This window comes from Variovorax sp. P1_G12, from assembly GCF_056405555.1.
This window is the reverse complement of record NZ_JBFUBW010000032.1, coordinates 45751-66356: the sequence shown is the minus strand read 5'-3', so window position 1 is coordinate 66356 and position 20606 is coordinate 45751. Positions and strand designations below refer to the sequence as shown.

20 protein-coding genes are annotated in these 20606 nt (G+C 66.1%); 13 read left to right on the top strand and 7 right to left on the bottom strand.

All coding sequences use genetic code 11. The annotated features are described in order from the left end of the window. Positions 1-5 precede the first annotated feature (5 nt). The 13 genes from AC1D2O_RS29390 to AC1D2O_RS29330 all read left to right on the top strand — a co-directional run bounded on the left by AC1D2O_RS29390 (position 6) and on the right by AC1D2O_RS29330 (position 12988). The gene (locus AC1D2O_RS29390; RefSeq protein WP_478158350.1) at positions 6-1340 is read left to right on the top strand and encodes a sigma-54-dependent transcriptional regulator; all 1335 of its coding nucleotides are present in this window, start codon (positions 6-8) and stop codon (positions 1338-1340) included. Between the two features lie 38 nt (positions 1341-1378). After that, positions 1379-2629 carry an ABC transporter substrate-binding protein gene (locus tag AC1D2O_RS29385; RefSeq protein ID WP_478089556.1) on the top strand — a complete coding sequence of 417 codons (1251 nt, stop codon included), beginning with the start codon at positions 1379-1381 and terminating at the stop codon, positions 2627-2629. A 201-nt stretch (positions 2630-2830) separates the two neighbouring features. Further along, a complete protein-coding gene (locus AC1D2O_RS29380; RefSeq protein WP_478089548.1) occupies positions 2831-4171 on the top strand; it encodes an ABC transporter substrate-binding protein in 1341 nt (446 codons plus the stop codon). Then, positions 4168-5073: a branched-chain amino acid ABC transporter permease gene (locus AC1D2O_RS29375; RefSeq protein WP_478089549.1), complete on the top strand. Its 906-nt coding sequence runs from the start codon at positions 4168-4170 to the stop codon at positions 5071-5073. The genes AC1D2O_RS29380 and AC1D2O_RS29375 overlap by 4 nt, the downstream gene beginning before the upstream one ends. Continuing rightward, complete coding sequence (locus AC1D2O_RS29370; RefSeq protein ID WP_319356924.1) at positions 5074-6048, top strand: branched-chain amino acid ABC transporter permease; 975 nt, start codon at positions 5074-5076, stop codon at positions 6046-6048. Beyond that, positions 6045-6815, top strand: a complete 771-nt coding sequence (locus tag AC1D2O_RS29365) for an ABC transporter ATP-binding protein (protein WP_478089550.1) — start codon at positions 6045-6047, stop codon at positions 6813-6815. Before AC1D2O_RS29370 ends, AC1D2O_RS29365 begins: the two co-directional genes overlap by 4 nt. Next, positions 6812-7480, top strand: a complete 669-nt coding sequence (locus AC1D2O_RS29360; protein ID WP_478089551.1) for an ATP-binding cassette domain-containing protein — start codon at positions 6812-6814, stop codon at positions 7478-7480. The genes AC1D2O_RS29365 and AC1D2O_RS29360 overlap by 4 nt, the downstream gene beginning before the upstream one ends. A gap of 11 nt (positions 7481-7491) precedes the next feature. After that, entirely contained in the window at positions 7492-8436 is a 945-nt protein-coding gene (locus tag AC1D2O_RS29355; RefSeq protein WP_478158336.1) for a cyclase family protein, read from the top strand. A gap of 15 nt (positions 8437-8451) precedes the next feature. Continuing rightward, the gene (locus AC1D2O_RS29350) at positions 8452-8625 is read left to right on the top strand and encodes a hypothetical protein (protein WP_478089552.1); all 174 of its coding nucleotides are present in this window, start codon (positions 8452-8454) and stop codon (positions 8623-8625) included. 141 nt (positions 8626-8766) lie between these two features. Beyond that, positions 8767-9921, top strand: a complete 1155-nt coding sequence (locus AC1D2O_RS29345; RefSeq protein WP_478089553.1) for an iron-containing alcohol dehydrogenase — start codon at positions 8767-8769, stop codon at positions 9919-9921. Further along, positions 9921-11378, top strand: coding sequence for an NAD-dependent succinate-semialdehyde dehydrogenase (locus tag AC1D2O_RS29340; RefSeq protein ID WP_478158335.1), 1458 nt, complete (start codon positions 9921-9923; stop codon positions 11376-11378). Before AC1D2O_RS29345 ends, AC1D2O_RS29340 begins: the two co-directional genes overlap by 1 nt. A gap of 52 nt (positions 11379-11430) precedes the next feature. Then, the gene (locus AC1D2O_RS29335; protein WP_478090283.1) at positions 11431-12585 is read left to right on the top strand and encodes an ABC transporter substrate-binding protein; all 1155 of its coding nucleotides are present in this window, start codon (positions 11431-11433) and stop codon (positions 12583-12585) included. A 121-nt stretch (positions 12586-12706) separates the two neighbouring features. Continuing rightward, the gene (locus AC1D2O_RS29330; protein ID WP_478158334.1) at positions 12707-12988 is read left to right on the top strand and encodes a hypothetical protein; all 282 of its coding nucleotides are present in this window, start codon (positions 12707-12709) and stop codon (positions 12986-12988) included. 235 nt (positions 12989-13223) lie between these two features. On the opposite strand, the gene AC1D2O_RS29325 is transcribed toward AC1D2O_RS29330, so the two are convergent. The 7 genes from AC1D2O_RS29325 to AC1D2O_RS29295 form a co-directional block, all read right to left on the bottom strand. Further along, positions 13224-14078, bottom strand: a complete 855-nt coding sequence (locus AC1D2O_RS29325) for an alpha/beta fold hydrolase (RefSeq protein WP_478090285.1) — start codon at positions 14076-14078, stop codon at positions 13224-13226. Beyond that, a complete protein-coding gene (locus tag AC1D2O_RS29320; RefSeq protein ID WP_478158333.1) occupies positions 14075-15145 on the bottom strand; it encodes a branched-chain amino acid ABC transporter permease in 1071 nt (356 codons plus the stop codon). The genes AC1D2O_RS29325 and AC1D2O_RS29320 overlap by 4 nt, the downstream gene beginning before the upstream one ends. 11 nt (positions 15146-15156) lie before the next feature. Beyond that, a complete protein-coding gene (locus tag AC1D2O_RS29315) occupies positions 15157-16176 on the bottom strand; it encodes a branched-chain amino acid ABC transporter permease (protein WP_478158332.1) in 1020 nt (339 codons plus the stop codon). Then, positions 16173-16907, bottom strand: a complete 735-nt coding sequence (locus AC1D2O_RS29310) for an ABC transporter ATP-binding protein (protein WP_478090288.1) — start codon at positions 16905-16907, stop codon at positions 16173-16175. Before AC1D2O_RS29310 ends, AC1D2O_RS29315 begins: the two co-directional genes overlap by 4 nt. After that, positions 16904-17674 carry an ABC transporter ATP-binding protein gene (locus AC1D2O_RS29305; RefSeq protein ID WP_478090289.1) on the bottom strand — a complete coding sequence of 257 codons (771 nt, stop codon included), beginning with the start codon at positions 17672-17674 and terminating at the stop codon, positions 16904-16906. Before AC1D2O_RS29305 ends, AC1D2O_RS29310 begins: the two co-directional genes overlap by 4 nt. A 21-nt stretch (positions 17675-17695) precedes the next feature. Further along, positions 17696-19189, bottom strand: coding sequence for an extracellular catalytic domain type 2 short-chain-length polyhydroxyalkanoate depolymerase (locus tag AC1D2O_RS29300; RefSeq protein ID WP_478090290.1), 1494 nt, complete (start codon positions 19187-19189; stop codon positions 17696-17698). A 118-nt stretch (positions 19190-19307) separates the two neighbouring features. Beyond that, positions 19308-20510 (bottom strand): substrate-binding domain-containing protein, encoded by a 1203-nt coding sequence (locus AC1D2O_RS29295; RefSeq protein WP_478090291.1) that lies wholly within the window; start codon positions 20508-20510, stop codon positions 19308-19310. Positions 20511-20606: the final 96 nt, after the last annotated feature.

The window sequence follows — 20606 nt, the reverse complement described above, 5'->3', positions numbered from 1 at the left end:
AACAGGTGCTGGTGATCGACGACGAACCCGGCGTGCTGAAGGCACTGGTGTTCGCGCTGGAAGAGGAGGGATTTGGCGTCGCGACCGCGGTGGACGGCGCCGGCGGATTGGATGCCGCCTGTCGAGGCGCGCCCGACATCGTGTTGCTCGACGTGAACCTGCCGGACATGAGCGGGATGGACGTGCTCGCGCGGCTCGCCACGGATCGGCCCGGGCTGCCCGTGATCATGATCTCCGCAACGAGCGACACGCGGCTGGCCGTGAAGGCGGTGAAGGCCGGCGCAGCGGACTACGTGACCAAGCCGTTCGAGCTCGATGAATTGCTCTACACGCTGCGCGGCGCGCTGCAGAAGGCGCGCATGGCCAGTGAGATCGATTACCGGCGGCAGGAATCGACCGCCCACGACGGAGTGATCGGTACGAGCGCACAGGTCCGCGCGCTGGCGGCGACCATCAGCCGCATTGCGGCGAGCCAGACCAAGCGTGTGCTGGTGCTGGGCGAGTCCGGCACCGGCAAGGCGCTGGTGGCGCGCGCCATCCACACGGCGAGTGCGCGCAGTGGAGGGCCCTTCGTCGAGGTGAACTGCGCCTCGCTGCCGGAGCAACTGATCGAGGCGGAGCTGTTCGGTGCGGAGAAGGGCGCCTACACCGGGGCGACGCAGCGGCGCGTGGGGCTGGTCGCGCTGGCGGACGGCGGCACACTGTTCCTGGACGAGATCGGCGAGCTGCCACTGGCACTGCAGGCCAAGCTGCTGCACTTCCTGGAAGACGGTCAGTACCGCCCAGTGGGTGGCACCCGTGGCGTGACCGCCGACGTTCGGGTGGTGGCCGCGACCAACCGCGACCTGGCCTCCGAGGCTTCGCGGGGCCGCTTCCGCGAAGACCTGTACTACCGGTTGAACGTGCTGCCGATCGCCCTGCCGACCCTGCGGGAGCGCGATGACGACGTGCTGGTACTGGCAGATCATTTCGCCGCGCGCTATGCCAAGTCCGAACGCTGCGAGCCGATCCGCTTCTCGCCCGACGCGCGAGCCTGCCTGACGGCCTACGCATGGCCCGGCAACGTGCGCGAGCTGAAGAACCTCATCGAGCGTCTCACCATCCTCCATCCCGGCAGCGTGATCGAGCGTTCGCAGCTGCCCTCCGACCTGGACAGTGGGGAGGTGCGCTCGGCGGCCATCGAGCAGAAGCTGGCCGTCGAGGAGGAGAAGCTGCTGCGCGATGCTCTGGCCCGCGCGCAGGGCCATCGTGGCAGGGCCGCGGACCTGCTGGGCATCTCCCGCCATGCGCTGCTGCGCCGGCTGCAGCGGCTCGGGATGGATGGGGAGGGCCGCCCGTGAGGATTCGTGATCTGCTTCGCTGCGCCGCCACGCTGGTGATGGCCTGCCTGGCTGCAACCGGCGCCCATGCCCGCGTAGAGCTGGGGGCACCTGTTGGGCAGGCCGACATCACCATTGGCTGCCTCTACCCCCTGGCGGGCCGGGCCGCGATCTACGGCCGCGACAGCATCGCGGCGATCAAGCTGGCGCTCGCCGAGCTGGATGCTGAGCGCGCGCGCGACTGGCGCCCGCGGCTGCGAGTGATCGTGGAAGACGACCGCTCCAAAGCGGCCTATGGCGTTCGGCTGGCCAGCCAGTTCATCGATCACGACAAGGCGCAGTTCCTCTGCGGGGTGGTGAGCTCCGGTGTGGCGCAGGCGGTGAGCCGGCTGTCGCGTGCGCGCAAGGTGATCTTCGTCGGCACCGACCACGCCTCCTCGCGGCTCACGATCGAGGACTTTCACCGCTACTATTTCCGGGTTTCGAACGACACCTACACTTCGATGGCGGCCGGCGCGAAGTACCTTGCCGAGCAGCAGCGCGAGCGTGGTTGGAAGCGGCTGGCATTCCTGGGGCCGGACTACGACTATGGCCACGTCATGTGGGCCGACCTGCAACGCAGCCTGGCGGCCAGCGGCGCGAACTATGAGGTCGTTGCCCAACTCTGGCCCAAGCTCTACGAACCCGACTATTCGGCGTACCTGACGGCCCTGATGCGCTCGCGGCCGGACGTGATCGTGACAGGCCTTTGGGGGGGCGACTTCCTTGCCTTCCTCGCGCAGGCCCACTCCAGCGAACTGCTCGGCAAGGTGCCCATAGCCAACTTCGATGCCGGCGGCAACTACGACGTGCTGGTGGCGCTGGGCGACCTGGCGCCGCCGAATCTCGTGCTCTCGGCGCGCCATCACAACAACTGGCCCGACACGCCGCGCAACCGCAAGTTCGTGGCCGACTTTTTTGCGGCGGAGGGGCGCTATCCGACCTATGCGGCAGAGGGCGCCTATGCCGGGATCCTGGCCATTGCGCGCGCGGTGGCCAAGACCGGCAAGCCGTTCGACGTCGAGAAGGTGGTGGGAGCGCTGGAGGGGCTCTGCCTGGAATTGCCGGAGGATCCGCCCGGGTTTGCCTCATGCATCGACCGCGAAACGCACCAGATCGCGCAAGCACAGGCGATCGGAGAGGTGGTGGTCGACACCCGGTTTCCGCCGGCCCGGGTGATGTTGGGCAAGTGGCGGGTCTACCCTGCGGAGCAACTGCGGCCATCGCCGGAGCTGGTGCGGGAGCGCAGGCGGGCCGCGGGGGCGCCGTAGGCAACGCACCGTCACATCCGCAAAGGCCGCGGGGCTGAATCCGCATGCGCGGTTTCCGCGCGATCCGACCGCCGCAATGCGCGGAATCCGCGCAATACATCTTCGCGAACTACGCCCAAGTCCTTGATCCACAAGGCTTTCACGGTGTGGCACGCTCCTCGCAATACTCCTCGTGAGCAACACAACTCACAAGGAGACAACGTGACCCTGAAGTTCCCCCTCACGCGCCTGGCTCGCAGCTTCGCGCTCGTCACTGCCGGCGCCGCCTTCGCGCTGCCGGCCGCCGCCGCCGACAACGGCAAGTTCCGGATCGGCGTGGCGACCTTCCTGTCAGGCGCCGCCGCAGGCCCTTTCGGGGTGCCAGCGGCCAACGCCGCCAAGCTCGTGGTCGACGCGCTCAACAAGGGTGCCTTGCCCGCGCCCTACAACACCAAAGGCATCAGCGGCGTCGAGATCGAGATGGTGTTGATCGATGAGAACGGCGGCGCCACCAAGCAGGTGGAGGAATACCGCAACCTTGTGCAGCGCCAGAAGGTCGACTTGGTGATTGGCTACATCTCCTCTGGTGACTGCCTCGCGATTGCCCCGGTGGCCGAGGAGCTCAAGACCCCGACGGTGTTCTTCGACTGCGGGACCTCGCGCCTGTTCAGCGAGACGCTGAAGAACCCGAAATACGTGTTTCGCACTGGCCTCGACGCGGTGGTCGACAACGTGGCGGCTGCCCGTTACATCGTGGAGACGAAACCGAACGTGAAATCGGTCGGCAGCATCCAGCAGAACTATGCCTGGGGCCAAGATGCCTGGGCCGACTTCAGCCTTGCTTTCAAGCAACTCAAGCCGGACATCAAGGTCGTTTCCGAGCAGTGGCCGAAGCTGGGGCAGGGCCAGTACGGCGCCGAGATCTCCGCGCTGGCTGTCAGCAACCCCGACCTGATCCACTCCAGCTTCTGGGGTGGCGACATGGAAGCGCTGGTGCTGCAAGGCGGCGCGCGCGGCCTGTTCGACAAGCGTGTGGCGCTGCTGACCGCGGGCGAAACCGGCTTTGAGCATTTCAAGGACCAGGCGCCCAACGGCACGATCGTCGGCGGCCGCGGCCCGTTTGGCGCTTTCGCGCCGAAGAACGGGCTCTCCGACTGGTTGCGCACAACCTACAGCGCCGCGCACAAAGAGCAGCCGACCTACCCTGCGTTCAAGATGATGCAGGCGATCCTCGGCGTGAAGGCGGCCGCGGAGAAGGCGGGCAAGCCCGGCGCCATGCCGACGCAGGAGCAGGTGCTCGCGGGTCTCAAGGGTCTCACCTTCGAATCGCCCAGCGGCACGGTGCGCATGAGCCGCGCCGGCGGCCATCAGGCTGTACAGGGTGTTGCCTACGGCGAGTACCACTATGACCCGAAGACCCGCAAGGCCAGCATCACCAATGTGAAGGACTATCCGGGCGACTGCCTGATGCCCCCCGATGGCACGAGCCATGCCGACTGGATCAAGGCCGGCTTTCCGGGTGCCAAGTGCAGCCCGACACCGGCAAAGGAGCGCACCTCGTGAGCACCTTGCTGGCCATTGTCATCGACGGCGCCATCTACGCCTCATGGCTGTTCCTCGTGGCTGCCGGCCTGACCGTGATCTACGGGGTGATGCGCATCCTCAACATGGCACACGGCAGCTTCTACGCGATCGGCGCCTACTGCGCCGCCTCGCTCACAGGCTGGTACTTCTCGGGCGAGTCGGGGGCCAGTCCGTACTGGAGCTACCTGCTGCTATTCGGCTGCGCAATCGTCGGCGGCCTGGTTGTGGGCGTACTTGTGGAGCAGGGGCTGCTGCGCCACCTGCGTGGCCGCGATGAGATCCTGATGGTGATCGTCACGTATGCGCTGCTGCTGATCCTGGAGGACGCGGTGAAGCTGGTGTGGGGCGTCAACCCGTACCTGGCGTACCAGCCCTACCGTCTGCTCGGGCAGAGCTCGGTCACGGGTTCGCTGCGTTTCGCCAACTACGACCTCGCACTGGTGGCGATCTCGCTCGTGGTCGGCGCCGCCGCATGGTGGGCGCTGAACCGTACCGACAAGGGACGCATGTTGCGCGCGGTGATCCACGATCGCGAGATCGCCACAGCAATGGGGGTGAACGTCAATCTGATGTTCGCCATCACCTTCGCGATCGGCTCCATGCTCGGTGCGCTTGCCGGGGCGCTCACTGCACCGGCCATTTCCGTCACACCGGGCATCGGTGTCGAGGTGATCGTGCTGGCGTTCGCCGTGGTGGTGGTGGGCGGCCTGGGCAGCGTCGGCGGCGCCGCCGTCGGCGCGGTGCTGGTCGGTCTCGCCCGTTCCTTCGCTGTCCATCTGGCGCCGCAGATCGAGTTGTTCGTGATCTACGGCGTGATGTTCCTGGTACTCGCATTCCGGCCACAGGGCCTCTTCGGCCAACTGCAGCCCCGAAAGATCTAAATGAAATTCAAGTCCGAACTTGGGCTGCCGCTGGCGGCCGGGTCGATTGCCGCCCTCGGCTGGGCGGGGCCCGACTGGTTGAGCTTCCTGCTCACCCTGGCCTTTGCCAAGGGCCTGGTGGTTCTCGGGGTGGTGCTGCAAATGCGCGCCGGCCTCGTCTCCTTCGGCCAGGCGCTGTACTACTGCATCGGCGGCTACGCTGCCGGCTTGGCCGCCAAGCACCTGGGCATCCAGGATGCCTTCGTGCTGCTGGCGCTGGGCGTGGTGGCTTCGCTGATGATGGCCGCGCTGTGCGGCATCATGGTGGCGCGCTATCGCGACATCTTCTACGCCATGCTTTCGATGGCGTTGTCGATGATTGTCTACGGCATGCTGGTGAAGTCCAGCGCGCTCGGCTCCACCGACGGCTTCAACGTCGCGAACCCGAGCTACCTTGGCTTCCAGCCGGACCCGTCGCAGGCCAAACGCGTCGCCTTCCTGGTCACGTTGGCGATCGCGCTCGTTGCGGCCCTGGTCTGCCACCGCGTGTTGCGCTCACGGTTTGGCCGGCTCTCGGAAGCAGTGCGCGAGAACGAAATCCGGGTTGACTTCCTCGGCATCTCGCCGTTCGGACTTGTCTACCTGAACTACTGCGGCGCGGCCGTGCTGTCGGCCCTCGGCGGCGGCCTGATCGCGATCGCCACCGGCCACGTGGATCCCGACATGGCGTTCTGGGCGACCTCGGGCGAGTTCGTCTTCATGGCCCTGCTCGGCGGAACGGCGCATGTGGCGGCACCGTTCGTCGCAGCCATTGTGTTCTCCGCGGTGCGCACCTTCGCCATTCAGGAGGCGCCGCACCTGTGGCAGCTCACGCTGGGCAGTGTCCTGCTGGCACTGATCCTTTTCTTGCCCAAGGGCTTGTGGAGCCTGGTGTCCCGTAGGCGTGCCGCTGTGCCTGCGGAGATTCCGTCCGTGACGAAGGAGGTGTCCCCATGAGTGTGCTCGAAACGCGCCAGCTCACCCGCACCTTCGGTGCCGTGGTTGCTGCCAATTCGCTGGACGTGACCATCCAGCGCGGCGAGATCGTCGGAGTGATCGGCTCCAACGGCGCCGGAAAGACCACGTTCATCAACATGGTGACCGGGTACCTGCCGGCCACCTCGGGCGACATCCTGTACGAGGGCAGCTCTGTGCTCGGGATGAAGCCGCGCCAGATCACACGCCTCGGCCTGGCCCGCTCGTTCCAGGTCGCGCAGTTGTTCCCCCAGCTCACCGTGCTGGACAACGTGCTGATGGCGCTGGCGGCCGCCCACGAAGCGCAGCCCTCCATGCTGCGGCACTTCGAAACTGCGGAGGCGGTGCGCGAGGCCCGCCGCATCCTGCAGGCTTTTGGCGTGGCGCACTACGCCGACAGCGAGGCCAGTGCCGTGCCGCAGGGCGCGCGCAAGCTGGTCGACATCGCGATGGCTCTGGTCTCGAAGCCGCGCATGCTGCTGCTGGACGAGCCCACCAGTGGCGTGAGCGCCGACGAGAAATTCCCCTTGATGGATGCCGTGATGGCCGCTGTGAGGCAAAGCGGCGTGACGGTGCTGTTCGTGGAGCACGATATGGAAGTGGTGGAGCGCTACGTCTCGCGCATCCTGGCGTTCTACAGCGGCGAGATCATCGCCGACGGGCCGCCGGCCGCGGTGCTTGGAAACCCGCGCGTGCAGGAGCTGGTGGTAGGCAAGCGGGCTCCGGCACGCGAGGAGGCACTCGCATGAGTGAGCTTGCCCTCGACATCCAGGGATTGGACGTTGCCATCGCCGGCACGCCCATCCTGCGCAAGGTCACGCTGCAGTTGCCGCAGGGCAGCATGGCCGGGCTGATCGGCCGCAACGGCGCCGGCAAGACAACGCTGATGCGCGCGGTGATGGGACTGCTGCCCTCACGTTCGGCGACGCTGGCGTGCGCCGGCGAGTCGATGGCGCAATTGCCAGCGCACACCCGCGCCGAGCACGGCATCAGCTACTTGCCGGAGGACCGGCGGCTGATTCCGTCGCTCACCGTCGAAGAAAACATTCTGCTGCCGGCTTGGGCCAACGGCCTGGGCGACGCAAGACAACGCCTCGCATGGATCTACGAGCTGATTCCCGAACTGCTCGAGCACCGCGAGCGCAAGGCGCTGCAGCTCAGCGGCGGCCAGCAGAAGCTGGTGGCGTTGGCGCGTGCGCTGATGCCGGGACGCAAGCTGCTGCTGCTGGACGAACCCTTCGAGGGCGTCGCGCCGGTGCTGTCGCGGCGCCTGACAGAGGTGATCGCGAAGCTGCGCACCGAGGGCCTGACGGTCCTGCTGAGCGAATCGGATGACAAGCACTCGGCCGACCTGGTTGATCGCATCTTCCGTATCGAGCGCGGCGTCGTCCGCGAGAGTTCTGCAACCCACTAGAGGAGACTGGAATGTCTATGTCCGCAATGACCCGCCTCGCGGCGGCGCTCGCCCTGGCGACGCTTGCCGCCGGCACATCGGCGCACGAATGGTGCCGTTCGAAATACGGTCCGGCCGACGAGATCGGCGCGGCCAACCTGCTGACTCCGCAACTGGCGCTGGAGGCCGCAAAGCTGGTGAAGACCGGCAAGACCTACCGGCTTGGGGTCGAGACCAACTCCAAGACACCGGCTTTCGGCCCGCGCAGCTGGGCGCTGGCGATCAACCAGCCAGGGCAGGTCGGCGGCGTCGGCCTGGGCCCGACCAAGACCAACTACAACGACGACATCTACATGGGCTACGTCGGCACGGGCTCGCAGATCGATGGCCTCGGCCACATCGGCGTCGACAACGTCTACTACAACTGCCACAAGAACAGCGAGTTCGTACAGGCCAACGGTCTGAGCAAGCTGGGGGTCGAGAAGCTGCCGCCCTTCGTCACGCGCGGCGTCGTGCTGGACATGACGGCGTACTTCGGCCAAAACCCGGTGCCGGAGGGCACGGCGTTCAACCGCAAAGAGATCGACGAGCAAGCGCGGCGCCAGGGGGTCGAGATCCGAAAGGGCGACATCGTGCTGTTCCACACCGGCTGGCTGCAGCTGGTGGGCAAGGACGACAAGCGCTACATCTCCGTCGAACCGGGCCTGGGCAAAGAAGGTGCCGAGTACCTCGCGAGCAAGCAGGTGGTGGCGGTCGGCGCAGACACCTGGGCCCTGGAGGTGATCCCCGCCGAGAAGGGGGCGGGGGTGTTCGAGGTACACCAGATCCTGATCCCAAAGCACGGCATCTACATCCTCGAGAACATCGACACCACCGAACTGGTCAAGGACAAGGGCTGGGAGTTCATGTTCGTGCTCGGCGTGTCGCGCATGACCGGCGGCGTGCAGGGCATCATCAATCCGGTCGCCATCCGCTAAGCAGTCGCCGGCACCATGGAACAGAAGTTGAGTGACAGCGGGCTGCTCGAGCACCACGCCTTCATCGGTGGCAGTGGATCGCAGTCGACGGGCGGCATGCTGGAGGTGCACAACCCGCCGGATGGCGGCGGGCGTGTGTCACCGTTCCGCCCTGTGCGAGCCGGCGGCCCAGGCCAACGCGCCGACTGACTCAAATGGTGGCTGAACTGGGGCGGGACGGCCTGGCCGTACTGCTCAGCGAATCGGACGACAAGCATTCGCCAGACCTGGTGGGCCAGGTCTAGCGCACTGAACGCGGCGTAGCGCACGCTGCCTGACAAGAGAACCCATATGACCGGATTCAATTTCGAAACCACGCCGCGCATCGTCTGCGAGCAGGGCGGCTCTGGCCGCCTCGGCGAACTCGCCCGCGGGCTCGGTGTGCGCCATTTCTTCCTCATCACCGACCAGCCCTTGCTGCAGGCCGGCCTGCTGGCGCCCGCGCTGGCAAGCCTGCGGATCGCGGGAATCGCCGCCACCGTTTATTCCGACGTGCTGCCCGATCCGCCCGAGGAGCGGGTACTCGCCGCCGTGCAGGCTGCCCGAGAAGCGGGCGCCGATGGCGTCGTGGGCTTCGGTGGCGGCAGTTCCATGGACACCGCCAAGCTCGTGGCCTTGCTGGCGCGCACGCCGGCGGCGCTGCACGATATCTACGGGATCGACTTGGCGCAGGGGCCACGCCTGCCGCTCGTGCAGGTGCCGACCACCGCCGGCACCGGCTCGGAGGTGACGCCTATCGCGATCGTCACCACCCCGACTTCAGAGAAGAAGGGCGTGGTCTCTCCCTTGCTCTACCCTGACTTCGCGCTGCTCGACAGCCACCTCACGCTGGGCCTGCCTCCTCGCCTTACGGCGATGACGGGAATCGATGCCATGGTGCACGCGATCGAGGCCTTCACCTCGCGCCACAAGAAGAACCCGGTGTCGGATGCGCTGGCCCTGAAGGCGTTGGCGCTGCTGTATGCCAACCAGCGCAAGGTGCTCGAAGAGCCGCGCAACGGCGCGGCGCGCGAGCACATGCTGCTTGGCTCGCTGTTGGCGGGCATGGCGTTCGCGAACGCGCCGGTGGCGGCGGTGCATGCGCTGGCATATCCGCTGGGCGGCCATTTCCACGTGCCGCACGGCCTGTCGAACGCGCTGGTGCTGCGGCCGGTGCTGCGCTTCAACCTGGAACACGCGGCGCCGCTCTACGCACAACTGGGCGAAGTGATCGGCACGGCGCGGCCCGGCCAACCTCCCATCGAAGGCGCCAGGGCGTTCGTCGATGCCATGGCCGCGCTGGTGGCCGTGATGCCGTTCGAGCAGAACCTGCGCGCTGTCGGCGTGGACCGGATTGACCTGCCGATGCTGGCGGAGGACGCACTCAAGGTCCAGCGCCTGCTGGTGAATAACCCGCGCGACGTGGCGCTTGCCGACGCGCTCGCGCTCTACGAGGAGGCTTTCTGATGGTGCAGTTGAAAGATACGGCGTTGCTGAAGCGCCTGGCGTTCATCGGCGGCGAGTGGGTCGCTGCGCGGGGCGGCGGGTCGCACGAGGTGTGCAACCCGGCCAACGGCGAAACGATCGCGGCCGTTCCCGACATGGACGCCGCTGACACCGATCGCGCCATCGCCGCAGCCCAGGCCGCGCTGCCCGCCTGGCGCGCGCGGCCGGCGAAGGAGCGCAGTGCCTTGCTGCGCCGCTGGCACGATCTCGTGATTGGCGCGGAACAGGACCTCGCGCTGCTCATGACCTTGGAGCAGGGCAAGTCGCTCGCCGAAGCGCTGGGCGAGGTGCGGTACGGCGCTTCGTTCATCGAGTGGTTCGCGGAAGAGGGCAAGCGCGCCTACGGCGACCTGATTCCGGCACCGACGGTCGACCGTCGTCTGATGGTGATGAAGCAGGGCGTGGGTGTCACCGCGGCCATCACGCCGTGGAACTTCCCCATCGCGATGATCACGCGCAAGGTTGCGCCTGCACTGGCCGCTGGTTGCACCTCGGTCGTGAAGCCCGCAGAGGCGACGCCGCTGTCGGCCCTCGCGCTGGCCGAACTGGCGCAGCGTGCCGGCATTCCGGCCGGCGTGATCAACGTCGTCACCACCGCGAGGCCGGCGCTCGTCGGAGGAGCCCTCACGGCCAGCCCGGTCGTGCGCAAGCTCTCGTTCACCGGCTCCACGCCCGTCGGCAAGCTGCTGATGGCGCAATGCGCCGCCACGGTCAAGCGCGTTTCGATGGAATTGGGCGGCAACGCACCTTTCATCGTTTTCGACGACGCCGACTTGGACCTCGCCGTGCAGGGCGCGATCGCTTCCAAGTACCGCAACGCGGGCCAGACCTGTGTCTGCGCCAACCGGTTCCTGGTGCACGAGGCCGTGTTCGATGCCTTTGCCGAGCGGCTGGTGCGTGCGGTGGAGCAGCTGAAGGTCGGTGCCGGCGTCGAGCCCGGGGTGCACATCGGGCCGCTGATTGACGGCCGGGCGCTGGCCAAGGTCAGCCGTCTGGTCGATGAAGCGCGAAGCCAGGGCGCACGCGTGCTGGCGGGTGGTGTTGTGCACGCGCTGGGGGGCAACTTTTACGTGCCGACGGTCCTGGCTGGCGTAACGAGCGAGATGGCCGTTGTGCGCGAGGAGATCTTCGGGCCGGTCGCACCGTTGATGCGGTTCGCGAGCGACGATGAGGCCGTTCAGCTCGCCAACGACACGCCCTTCGGTCTTGCCGCCTACTTCTACACGCGCGACGTGCGCCGAGCCTGGCGTGTCGCCGAGCGGCTCGAGTACGGCATGGTCGGCGTCAACGAGGGCCTGATCTCCAACGAGGTAGCACCGTTCGGCGGCATCAAGGAGTCGGGGGTAGGGCGCGAGGGTTCGAGGTATGGGCTCGACGAGTACCTCGAAACCAAGTACGTCTGCCACGGCGGGGTCTGAGCCGCGGCGGGTTCTTTCGAACGAGCGCGTCCGTCAGTTACAGGAGACACCAATGAACCCTATCCGGAGACGAGCATTCTGTGCCGCGGCAGCCGCGGCAGCCTCGGCGCCGTGGATCGTGTCTGCGCGCGGCAGCGAACCAGGCGTTTCTGACAACAAGGTGGTGTTCGGTCAGACCATCGGCTTCGACAGTGTCTGGGGCAGTCTCTACCGCAACTATACCGACGGGCTGCTCGCCTGCTTCGCGCAGGTGAATGCGCAAGGCGGCATGCATGGCCGCCAGCTCTCGGTGGTGCGCCGGGAGGACAACTACGTCATCGACAAGGCACTCACGAACGTCCGTGCGTTCGGGCAGGGTGCGGATGTATTCGGACTCGCATGCATCGGCGGCACCGGCATCACGCTGGCCGCGATGCCGCTGCTCGAGGAGTATCGGCTGCCGGCGGTGGGCACACTGACCGGAGCCGACGGAGCTCGTGTTCACAACCGCTACCTCTTCCACACGCGCACGGCCTACTCCAATGAGGTCGAGAAGATGGTGGAGCATCTCGCGACGATCGGCACACGCCGCATCGCGGTGGTCTACCAGGACAACGCGTTCGGCAAGAGCACGCTGGCCGCTGCACACAAGGCGACGCAGCGGTTCCACGCGCAATTGGTGGCGGACGTCCCGCACCCCGCGGAAAACTGGGACGGTCGGAGCATGGCCGCGACGCTCGTGAAGGCTGCTCCCCAGGCCGTGCTGCTGTTCACGTCGCCGAGCACGGTGGCCGACTTGATGAAGCTGTACAAGGCGCAGGCACGGGCGGCGCTGCCTTCGCCCTGGGTCCTCTCGGTCACATCGGTGCCCAAGCTATTCGAGCTGCTGGACGCTGACGTCCGCGGCATCGCGATCACGCAGGTGATGCCGCATCCGCGCGGCTCGTCGCGCGCCGCGCGCAACTTCCGCTCCGTGATGGCTCGGCATGGCAACGAGGACAACCTGTCTTACGAAACCCTGGAAGGCTTCATGACCGGACGGGTGATTGTGGAAGGCTTGCGGCGCGCCGGCCGCAATCTCACTCGCGACGGCTACGTGCGCGCTCTCGAAAGCTTCGAGTTCCAGAGCTTTGAAGAGCTCGATTACCGATACACAGCCTCGAGCCACCTGGGCCCATCCTTCGTGGAAGTGACTCTGCTGGGAGCTGGCGGCACCGTGTTGCGCTAGTGGTCGGCACTCGAGGTTGTTGTACTTGTATTTCTTGAGGCAGTGCGCCTGCATTTGAGGTGGCGCACCCTCGGGGATGTCTGATTTTCAGCAAGATAACGATTCATAGGCGGCAACATTCATGAATGCGACCCATGCCAAAGGCTCGGAAGGATGCGACGCCTTCCTCAATCTGGTCGACTTCAAATGGCTCATGGCTGGCGTGGGCTGGCGGGTCGATCTGTCGCGCCTGCAGAGCGATGGCGCCTATATCGATGAGTGCCTGCAGCGCGCTCTGAGGAGCGACTCCGAGTTGCTGCGGGAACGCAGCGTCGAGTTGCTCGGCTTGAGGCGCAGCGCGAATGCGCATTGCGACGTTGATATGCCGAGCGCATCCAACGGCTTGGCACGTGATGGGCGCTGAATGAGCCCATTCGATTTGCAGCTGCGCGTGGGGCTACTGAGGGATGCCTCAAGCCAGGTACGGATAAGTACATAGCTGATCGGCGCGGGCGGGCGGGACGATCAGCAACGCGCATGTCAGCAGGAAAACCCGGACCATGCCGAGGCCGGCGACGCAGTGCAAGTGCCGGGACCAACAATGTCGTCTTGCCCCTTGGTGCGCGGCCCGTTGTCACCGCGCCATTTGGCCGAGCAGCCTACGACAATCGGGCATCTCCGGCCAGGAAACGTTCGACCAACGCAAACTGCTCCGGCGTGTTCAACGCGGGCGCATGGCCGCATCCCTGGATCTCGACCACCACCGCGAGCGGTCCGCGCGTGCGCATCTGCTCCGCGGCGTCCGGCAGCAACAAGTCCGAGTGCGCGCCACGCAGGCAAAGCACGGGCACGTCGAGGCTGTCCCATGCCGGCCACAGCCCTTCCGGACTGCTTGACTGCAACTGCATTGCGATCCCCGGGTCATAGTGCGGAGTGACGCGGCCATCGGGCAACCGGCGCACCGAGGTTTCCGTGAGGCGTCGCCACTGCGCGTCAGAGAGGCGACCGTACGGCGCATAGACAGTGCGGAAGTACGCTTCGAGTTCGCTCACGCTGCCGAAGGCCGGTGGTCGGCTGGCATAGGTGAAGATGCGTTCGACGGCCTCAGGAGCCGGGCACGGGCCGATGTCATTGATCACCAGCCGGCGCAGCCGGCCTCTGAGCGTCGTGGCGGCGGCAAGGATGCCGATCGCGCCGCCCATCGACGTGCCGAGCCAGTGGAAATGCGGTAGCCCGAGCTGGTCGACGAGCGAGGCGGCCAGCCGCACATAGAACGGCAGCGTGTATTCGTTCGCAGGGTCCGGGCTCCATTGCGACAGGCCGCGTCCGATGGTGTCGGGGCAGATGACGCGGTAGCGTTGCGCCAGCTGCGCAGCGATGTCGTCCATGTCGCGGCCGGTGCGAGCGAAGCCGTGCCAGGCGATCACCGCATCGCTCGCGGCGTTCGGCCCGGCCCACTCGGTGTAATGCAGTTCGCGCCCTTCGCAGCGGAGGTAATTCGATGTCGGCTTCATGGCTCGGACCGCCGCGACATGCGTAGGCGGCCGACGATGCCGCTGGGGAAGTGGTACACGGACAGCACGAACAGGATCCCCAGCCACAGCAGCCAGCGGTCCGGTGACACGAACTGGGGCAGGAGCGGCAGGCCGCTCAGCACCGAACCGCCGACTTTCAGCAGATCCTGCAGGTAGTTCTGCGCCAGCACGAACAGTGCCGCGCCGACCACCGCGCCATACATCGTTCCCATGCCGCCGATCACGACGATGAGCAGCACGTCGAGCATGATCTCGAACGACAGCGTGGTGTCCGGCCCGGTGTAGCGCAGCCACAACGCGAGCAGCGCGCCGGCGAGCGTAGCGAACAAGGCCGAGAGCACGTTCGACACGGTGCGATACGCCACCGTGCGGAAGCCGAGCGCCTCGGCCCGGAAGTCGTTCTCGCGGATGGCCTGCAGCACGCGGCCGAACGGCGAATTGACGATGCGCAGGAGGGCGAGGAAGCTCGCCGCGACCACCACCAGCAGGAGGTAGTAAGTGAGCACGCGGCCGTCGATCGTCACGCCGAGCAGCGGCTGCTCGAAAGGCTCGAACGAGGGCGACAACCATTCCGGGGTGCGGAAGCTGATCCCGTCCTCACCGCCTGTGATATGGCTCAACTGCGAGGCCAGCGTGAGGAAGCCCGATGCGACCGCCAGTGTGATCATCGCGAAGAAGATCGCCTTCACCCGCAGGCTGAAGAGGCCGATGGCCAGCGACAGCAGCAGCGAGAGCAGCAACGCCGCGCTGAGCCCGAAGAGCACCGAGCTCGCGCCGGCACCGAGGCGGCTGCTGGCGATCGCCACGCCGTAGGCGCCGATGCCGAAGAACATGGTGTGCGCGAAACTCACCACACCGGTATAGCCGAGCAGCAGGTCGTAGCTCGCCACCAGCAGGATGAATATGAGGGCCTTGGCGGCGACGCCCAGCGCCTTGTGGCCGGGAAAGAGGAACGGGGCGAAAGTCAGCGCGATGGCAATGAGAACCAGCGCCAGGGCGAGCCAGCGGCTGCGCGGTACGTCGTGGGAGAGCAGTCGGTCGATCATCGTGATTGCCCTCATTGCTGCCCGACGGGATAAAGGCCGTTCGGCCGCCACAGCAGCACCGCCACCATCAGCGCGATGGTGGAGAAGAGCGCGAACTTGGGCATCAGAAAGCCGGCGTAGTTGGCGACCAGGCCCACCATCAGGGCACCCACGAAGCAGCCAAACGTGGACCCGAGTCCGCCGATGATGATGACGGTGAAGATCAGCACGTTCACCTGAGTGCCGATCTGCGGCACCACGCTCTGCTGGTACAGCGCCCAAAGTGCGCCGCCCAGTCCGGCCAGTGCCGAACCGGCGACGAACACGCCGATGAAGAGCCGCCGTATCCGGTAGCCCAGCGCCTCGACCATCTCGCGGTCCTGTACGCCGGCGCGTACGAGCAGGCCCACCTTGGTGCGGGTCAGCACCCATAACATCGCCACGAAAACAACGCTGCCGACAGCGACCGCCAACAGCCGGTACTTCTCGACGGACGCATCGCCGAATGAGAAGGAGCCGCGCAGCGCCTGCGGCAGCGGCACGGCCAGCTGGTCGGGCCCCCAGAAGACCTTGATCAGCTCCTCGCCGATGATCAGGCCGCCCATCGTGACCAGGATCTGCCTGAGCGGCATGCCGTAGACGGGACGCACCAGCAGCCGCTCGAAGACGAGCCCGGAGACCGCAACCACTGCCGCGGCGGCGAGCATTGCGGCGAGCACTGCGGCAGCGTTCAGCCACAGCGATTCGCTGCCGACCCAGGCGCCCAGCGCCAGCATCGTGGTCATGGCGACATAGGCACCCAAGGCGATGAACACGCCGTGGCCGAAGTTCAGAACGTCCATCAGCCCGAACACCAGCGTGAGGCCGGACGCGACGAGGAAGATGATCATGCCCATCGCCAGGCCGGCGACGGTCAGCGTCACCCAGGTGCCGGTGTGGCCGACAGCAGGCAGCGCGAGGGCCGCCAGTGATGCAAGCAGGGCCAGAGGCCGCAGGTCGAAGCGCGCCTGCGGCACCGCGGCCGAAGGCGCGGGCAAAGTGGCGGTGGTCATTGGTGTACTCCTAGAGAAAGGCCGAGCAGCCGCTGCTGCAGCGCTTCGTTGTCGGCCAGGTCGGCCATCGCGCCCGTGTGCACGACGCGCCCGTTGTCCATCACGGCGACGCGGTCGCCGATGGCCTTCGCCATGGCGAAGTTCTGCTCCACGAGCAGCACCGTCGTGCGCTGCCGCTTCAGCTCGGCGAACGCGGCAATCAGGTTCTGCACCATCGCCGGCGCAAGCCCCTTGCTGGGCTCGTCGATCAGCAGCAGATCGCGCGGCTCGATGATCGCGCGCGCGATCGCGAGCATCTGCTTCTGGCCACCCGAGAGCTTTCCTGCCGGGTACAGCCAGAACTTCTTCAGAGCGGCAAAAAGAGAAAGGACCCACTCCAGCCGCGCACCGTCCAACGCGTCGGCGGTGGCGGCCCCTCGCGCGGCGAGCACGAGGTTCTCCTTGACCGTCAGATCGGCGAAGATCCCCATGTTTTCCGGGACATAGGCGATGCCGAGCCGCGCAATCTCCGGCGTGGCCAGCGCCCCGATCTGTGCGCTGCGGAAGTGCAACTCACCGCGCGAGGCACGCCAGAGGCCCATGATCGTTCGCAGCGTGGTGGTCTTGCCGGCACCGTTGCGGCCCAGGAGCATGGTGACATTGCCCTCTCGCACCTCCAGGTCCACGCCGTGGAGGATGTGATAGGCACCGATGTGCGTGTGGACATCCTTCAATTGCAGCAAGGCGGTCATGCGGGCTGCTCCTGTGGCACGACGCCGAGATAGGCTTGTTGCACGACGGCCGACGCCATCACCGCGCCGGGCTCGCCGTCGGCCACCAACTGCCCGTTGTGCAGGACGACGATGCGGTCGGCCAGCTCGCGCACCACGTCCATCTTGTGTTCCACGAGCAGGACCGCGCAATCGCGTCGCTGCTTGAGCTGCCGCACGAGGTCCAGGATCACCGGTACTTCGTCCACGCTCATTCCCGCCGTCGGCTCGTCGAACATGTAGACCTTGGGATCGAGTGCGATCAGGAGCGCGACCTCCAGCTTGCGCTGGTCGCCGTGGGCCAGCGCGCTGGCGAGCACGTTGGCCTTGTCGAGCAGACGCACCGTCTCAAGGAGGGACTGCGCCTCGTCGATCCAGGCGCGCCGGTCCAGCCACACGTGCGCGAGGTCGAAGCCGCCGCCGTGGCGGCCCGACTCGCGCGCCTGCACTGCGAGGCGCACATTCTCCTGCGCGGTGAGGTGCGGGAACAGTTGCGTGAGTTGGAACGCGCGGCCCAGCCCGCGCCGCGCGCGCAGCGGCGCGGGCAAGCGGCTCACGTCCTCGCCGTTCAGCCACACCTCGCCTTCGGTGGCCGGCAACTGGCCGGAGATCAGGTTGAAGTAGGTCGTCTTGCCGGCGCCGTTGGGGCCGACGATGGCGGTCAGCGTGCCCGGCGCAAAGCGGCAGGACACGGCGTTGACAGCCACGTGTCCGCCGAAACGAATCGTTAGGTTCTTGGTTTCAAGCATGATTCTCTATCAGGGACAAGATCAAGGACAAGTGCCGACCACGTAGTAGCTGGGCCCCGTCTTCTTCAGCGTGGTGATGACCGTGCTGTTCCACAGACCCAAGTTTTGCAGGGAACCGTACGCAAAGGTGTAGCCGTAATTCGCATAGGCACGGCCCGCCGTCGTGTGGGCGAGGTTGGAGGCCGTGTAGCAGCTGTTATCGCTGCGGGTGGTCGTACCCGAGGCCGATGCGGATGTCGCGCCTTCGGCCCCGTTGGCATCGATCGCGCGCACAGTCCAGCTGTAGGTGGTGTCCGCAGACAGACCGCTGTCGTTGTAAGGGCTGGCAGCGACCGGCGAGGCCGTGACCAGCGCACCGTCGCGGTAGACTTTGTAGCTGCTGGCGCCGCTGACCGAAGCCCAGCTGATCGTCATGCTGCTGGCGCTTGCGTTCGAGGTGCCCACGCCCACCGGCGCGGGCAGCGTGCCGCCGCCGCTTGCGCCTGCGGACACTTTGTCCACCATCGCCTTGATGGCGGTCATCTGTGTGCCGGCCTTCTGCGCGAAGTTCGAGCCGTACCAGCCGAGCCAGTCCCAGCAGCCGCCGGTGTTGGCGAGCGAGCCGCTGGCTGCCGTCATGCGATAGGTGCTGTCGTTCTTCGTCTGCGGGAACAGCACGATGATGCTGTTGGTGTCGGCCCAGCGGGTATAGCCGGTGTTCTTGAGGTATTTGTCGCCGATGGTGGCGTAGTTTTGCGCGCAGCCATGCAGGACCACATGGAGCTTGCAGACGGCGCCGGTCGCGCAGTTGGCCGGTACATAGAGCCAGCCGCTGGCGGCCATGCCCGGATTGCTGTTGATGAACGCGCTCTGGTCGAACTCGATGTAATTGCCGGCCGCGGGCGCGTCGTTGCGCGCATTCAGCGTGCCGTAGAACTTGCTTAGAGCGGCCTTGGCGCCGTCGTAGCCGCAGTTGCTGATGTAGGGCGAGGCCGAGTTGTTGCATGCATTGTTGCCGGTCGCATCGAAATCGGTCGGCATTACATGGGCGGTGTTGTCGCGCTTGATGTAGTCGAGGTTGGCCGTCGTCACGCCATTGTTCTGGTACAACGTATTGACCGCGTTCATCTCGTTCGGACCGACGGTCGTGTCACTATTGCCTACCCACAGGAAGACCTTCTGCTTGGCCACATTGACCTTGTCGTCGATGGTCGTGCTGCTCCAGTTGTTGATGTCGGCCTGCATGGTGTTGATCATGCTGGCGCTGACCACGGCATTGCTCATGCAGTTGGTGGAGTAATAGTGCCCGCCGCAGCTGTACGGACCGCCGGTGAACACGCCAACGCCCTTGAAGGTGGCCGAGAAGGCATAGCCCAATTGGCTGGCCATATAGCCGCCCGAAGACATGCCCGACACCGTGGTCTGGCTGGTGTCCACATTGAAGGACGGCAGCGCGACAGCAACCGCTTGAGCCGGAGGCGATGTCACCAGGGCCGAGACGGCCAGGGCCAAGCCAAGAAGCGCGTGAAATTTCATTGCAAGTCTCCTAACTCATTTTTTTTGCCGACGCCGCATGCGCTGAACGACGGGCCGGCCCCGTTCCTGCTAGTCCGGTGGTTCAGAAGCGCCGGGGGAGCGCCTCATTCCAAAGCGCTTATTGCTGGTTGCGGATCGGGATGTTCATCTCTTCGGGCCTGATTTCCCGAATCAATTCCGGCACGCCCCAGGCGAGCGCGGGGTCGTCCTTGATGCGCGTGTGGTACATCGAGTGCATCGCCTGGTGGTCTTCCTTGCGCAGCGTGATCTTGCCCTTGGGCGACTCGAAACTCATGCCTTCCATGGCTGCGATCAGCTTGTTGGTGCTGGTGTCGCCGTTCGTGCGCTTGAGCGCCTCGACCACTGCCACGGCGGCATTGAAGCCGTCGAGAGTGAAGAAATCTGGCGGAGCCTTGTAGCGGCCGTAGTGGTTCGCGACGAGCCACTCGTTGACCTTGTTCTTGGGAATGCCGAAGTAGTAGAAGGTCGACCCTTCCATGCCGGCCAGCTGCTTGTAGGGGACCATCCCCTGCAAGGTGGTGCTGACGGTCGAGATCTCGATTCCGTAGCGTTTCAGGTCCATGTCCGCGATCTTCAGGGGGTTGCCGGCGCCGGCCCAGTAGACGTAGATGATCTTGCGGCCGGGCTTGTCCTTGAGTGCCTGGATGATGCGCTGGGCACCCGCGGTGAAGTCGGTGGTCGTCATCGGCAGGTATTCCTCGTGCACGATGCGGGACTTCTTCAGCGCTTCCTTGAAGGCCTTGATGCCGTCGCGGCCGAATGCATAGTCCTGCGCCAGCGTGGCGATGTGCACGTTGTCCTTGTCGAGCGCGACGGCGTTGGCGATCGCGTCCTGCGAGCTGTTGCGCGCGGTGCGGAAGACGTACTTGTTCCAGCGCTCGCCGGTGATGGAGTCGGCAACCGCCGTCTCGACGAGGAAGACCTTCTTGAATTCCTCGGCCACCGGCAGCATGGCCAGCGCGACGGCGGACGACGTGGCGCCGACCGCGATGTCGGCCTTGTCGTCGGAGTAGGCGGCGGCCAGCAAGTTCTTGCCCACGTCGGGCTTGCCCTGGTCGTCGCGCTCGATCACGACGAGCTTGCGGCCAGCCACGGCCATGGTGCCGCCGGTGGCGTATTCAAGGCCCAGTTGGAAGCCGGTCTGCGCCTGCTTGCCGTAGGCCTCCAGCGGCCCGGTGAGGCTATGGATCTGCGCGATCCGGATTTCCTTTGGTGCCTGGGCGGAAGCTGGCGAAATAAGGCCGGTCAGCAGCGCGGCGATGGCGACCGCGGTGACGTGGCGGCGCGTGTTCGATGGCATGGGAGTCTCCTTAATTTATGGTCAAGCCGGTCGGTGGACTGCAAGGCCCATGCCACGGGCTGAGCGTGCTGTGGCTGCAAGGGGGCGCATTGCGGC

Excerpts from the sequence above, each read along its gene's own strand:
- AC1D2O_RS29385 (WP_478089556.1), top strand. The coding sequence starts at position 1,379 with ATGGCCTGCCTGGCTGCAACCGGCGCCCATGCCCGCGTAGAGCTGGGG.
- AC1D2O_RS29370 (WP_319356924.1), top strand. The coding sequence starts at position 5,074 with ATGAAATTCAAGTCCGAACTTGGGCTGCCGCTGGCGGCCGGGTCGATT.
- AC1D2O_RS29365 (WP_478089550.1), top strand. The coding sequence starts at position 6,045 with ATGAGTGTGCTCGAAACGCGCCAGCTCACCCGCACCTTCGGTGCCGTG.
- AC1D2O_RS29360 (WP_478089551.1), top strand. The coding sequence starts at position 6,812 with ATGAGTGAGCTTGCCCTCGACATCCAGGGATTGGACGTTGCCATCGCC.
- AC1D2O_RS29355 (WP_478158336.1), top strand. The coding sequence starts at position 7,492 with ATGTCTATGTCCGCAATGACCCGCCTCGCGGCGGCGCTCGCCCTGGCG.
- AC1D2O_RS29350 (WP_478089552.1), top strand. The coding sequence starts at position 8,452 with ATGGAACAGAAGTTGAGTGACAGCGGGCTGCTCGAGCACCACGCCTTC.
- AC1D2O_RS29345 (WP_478089553.1), top strand. The coding sequence starts at position 8,767 with ATGACCGGATTCAATTTCGAAACCACGCCGCGCATCGTCTGCGAGCAG.
- AC1D2O_RS29340 (WP_478158335.1), top strand. The coding sequence starts at position 9,921 with ATGGTGCAGTTGAAAGATACGGCGTTGCTGAAGCGCCTGGCGTTCATC.
- AC1D2O_RS29335 (WP_478090283.1), top strand. The coding sequence starts at position 11,431 with ATGAACCCTATCCGGAGACGAGCATTCTGTGCCGCGGCAGCCGCGGCA.
- AC1D2O_RS29330 (WP_478158334.1), top strand. The coding sequence starts at position 12,707 with ATGAATGCGACCCATGCCAAAGGCTCGGAAGGATGCGACGCCTTCCTC.
- AC1D2O_RS29325 (WP_478090285.1), bottom strand. The coding sequence starts at position 14,078 with ATGAAGCCGACATCGAATTACCTCCGCTGCGAAGGGCGCGAACTGCAT.
- AC1D2O_RS29320 (WP_478158333.1), bottom strand. The coding sequence starts at position 15,145 with ATGATCGACCGACTGCTCTCCCACGACGTACCGCGCAGCCGCTGGCTC.
- AC1D2O_RS29315 (WP_478158332.1), bottom strand. The coding sequence starts at position 16,176 with ATGACCACCGCCACTTTGCCCGCGCCTTCGGCCGCGGTGCCGCAGGCG.
- AC1D2O_RS29310 (WP_478090288.1), bottom strand. The coding sequence starts at position 16,907 with ATGACCGCCTTGCTGCAATTGAAGGATGTCCACACGCACATCGGTGCC.
- AC1D2O_RS29305 (WP_478090289.1), bottom strand. The coding sequence starts at position 17,674 with ATGCTTGAAACCAAGAACCTAACGATTCGTTTCGGCGGACACGTGGCT.
- AC1D2O_RS29300 (WP_478090290.1), bottom strand. The coding sequence starts at position 19,189 with ATGAAATTTCACGCGCTTCTTGGCTTGGCCCTGGCCGTCTCGGCCCTG.
- AC1D2O_RS29295 (WP_478090291.1), bottom strand. The coding sequence starts at position 20,510 with ATGCCATCGAACACGCGCCGCCACGTCACCGCGGTCGCCATCGCCGCG.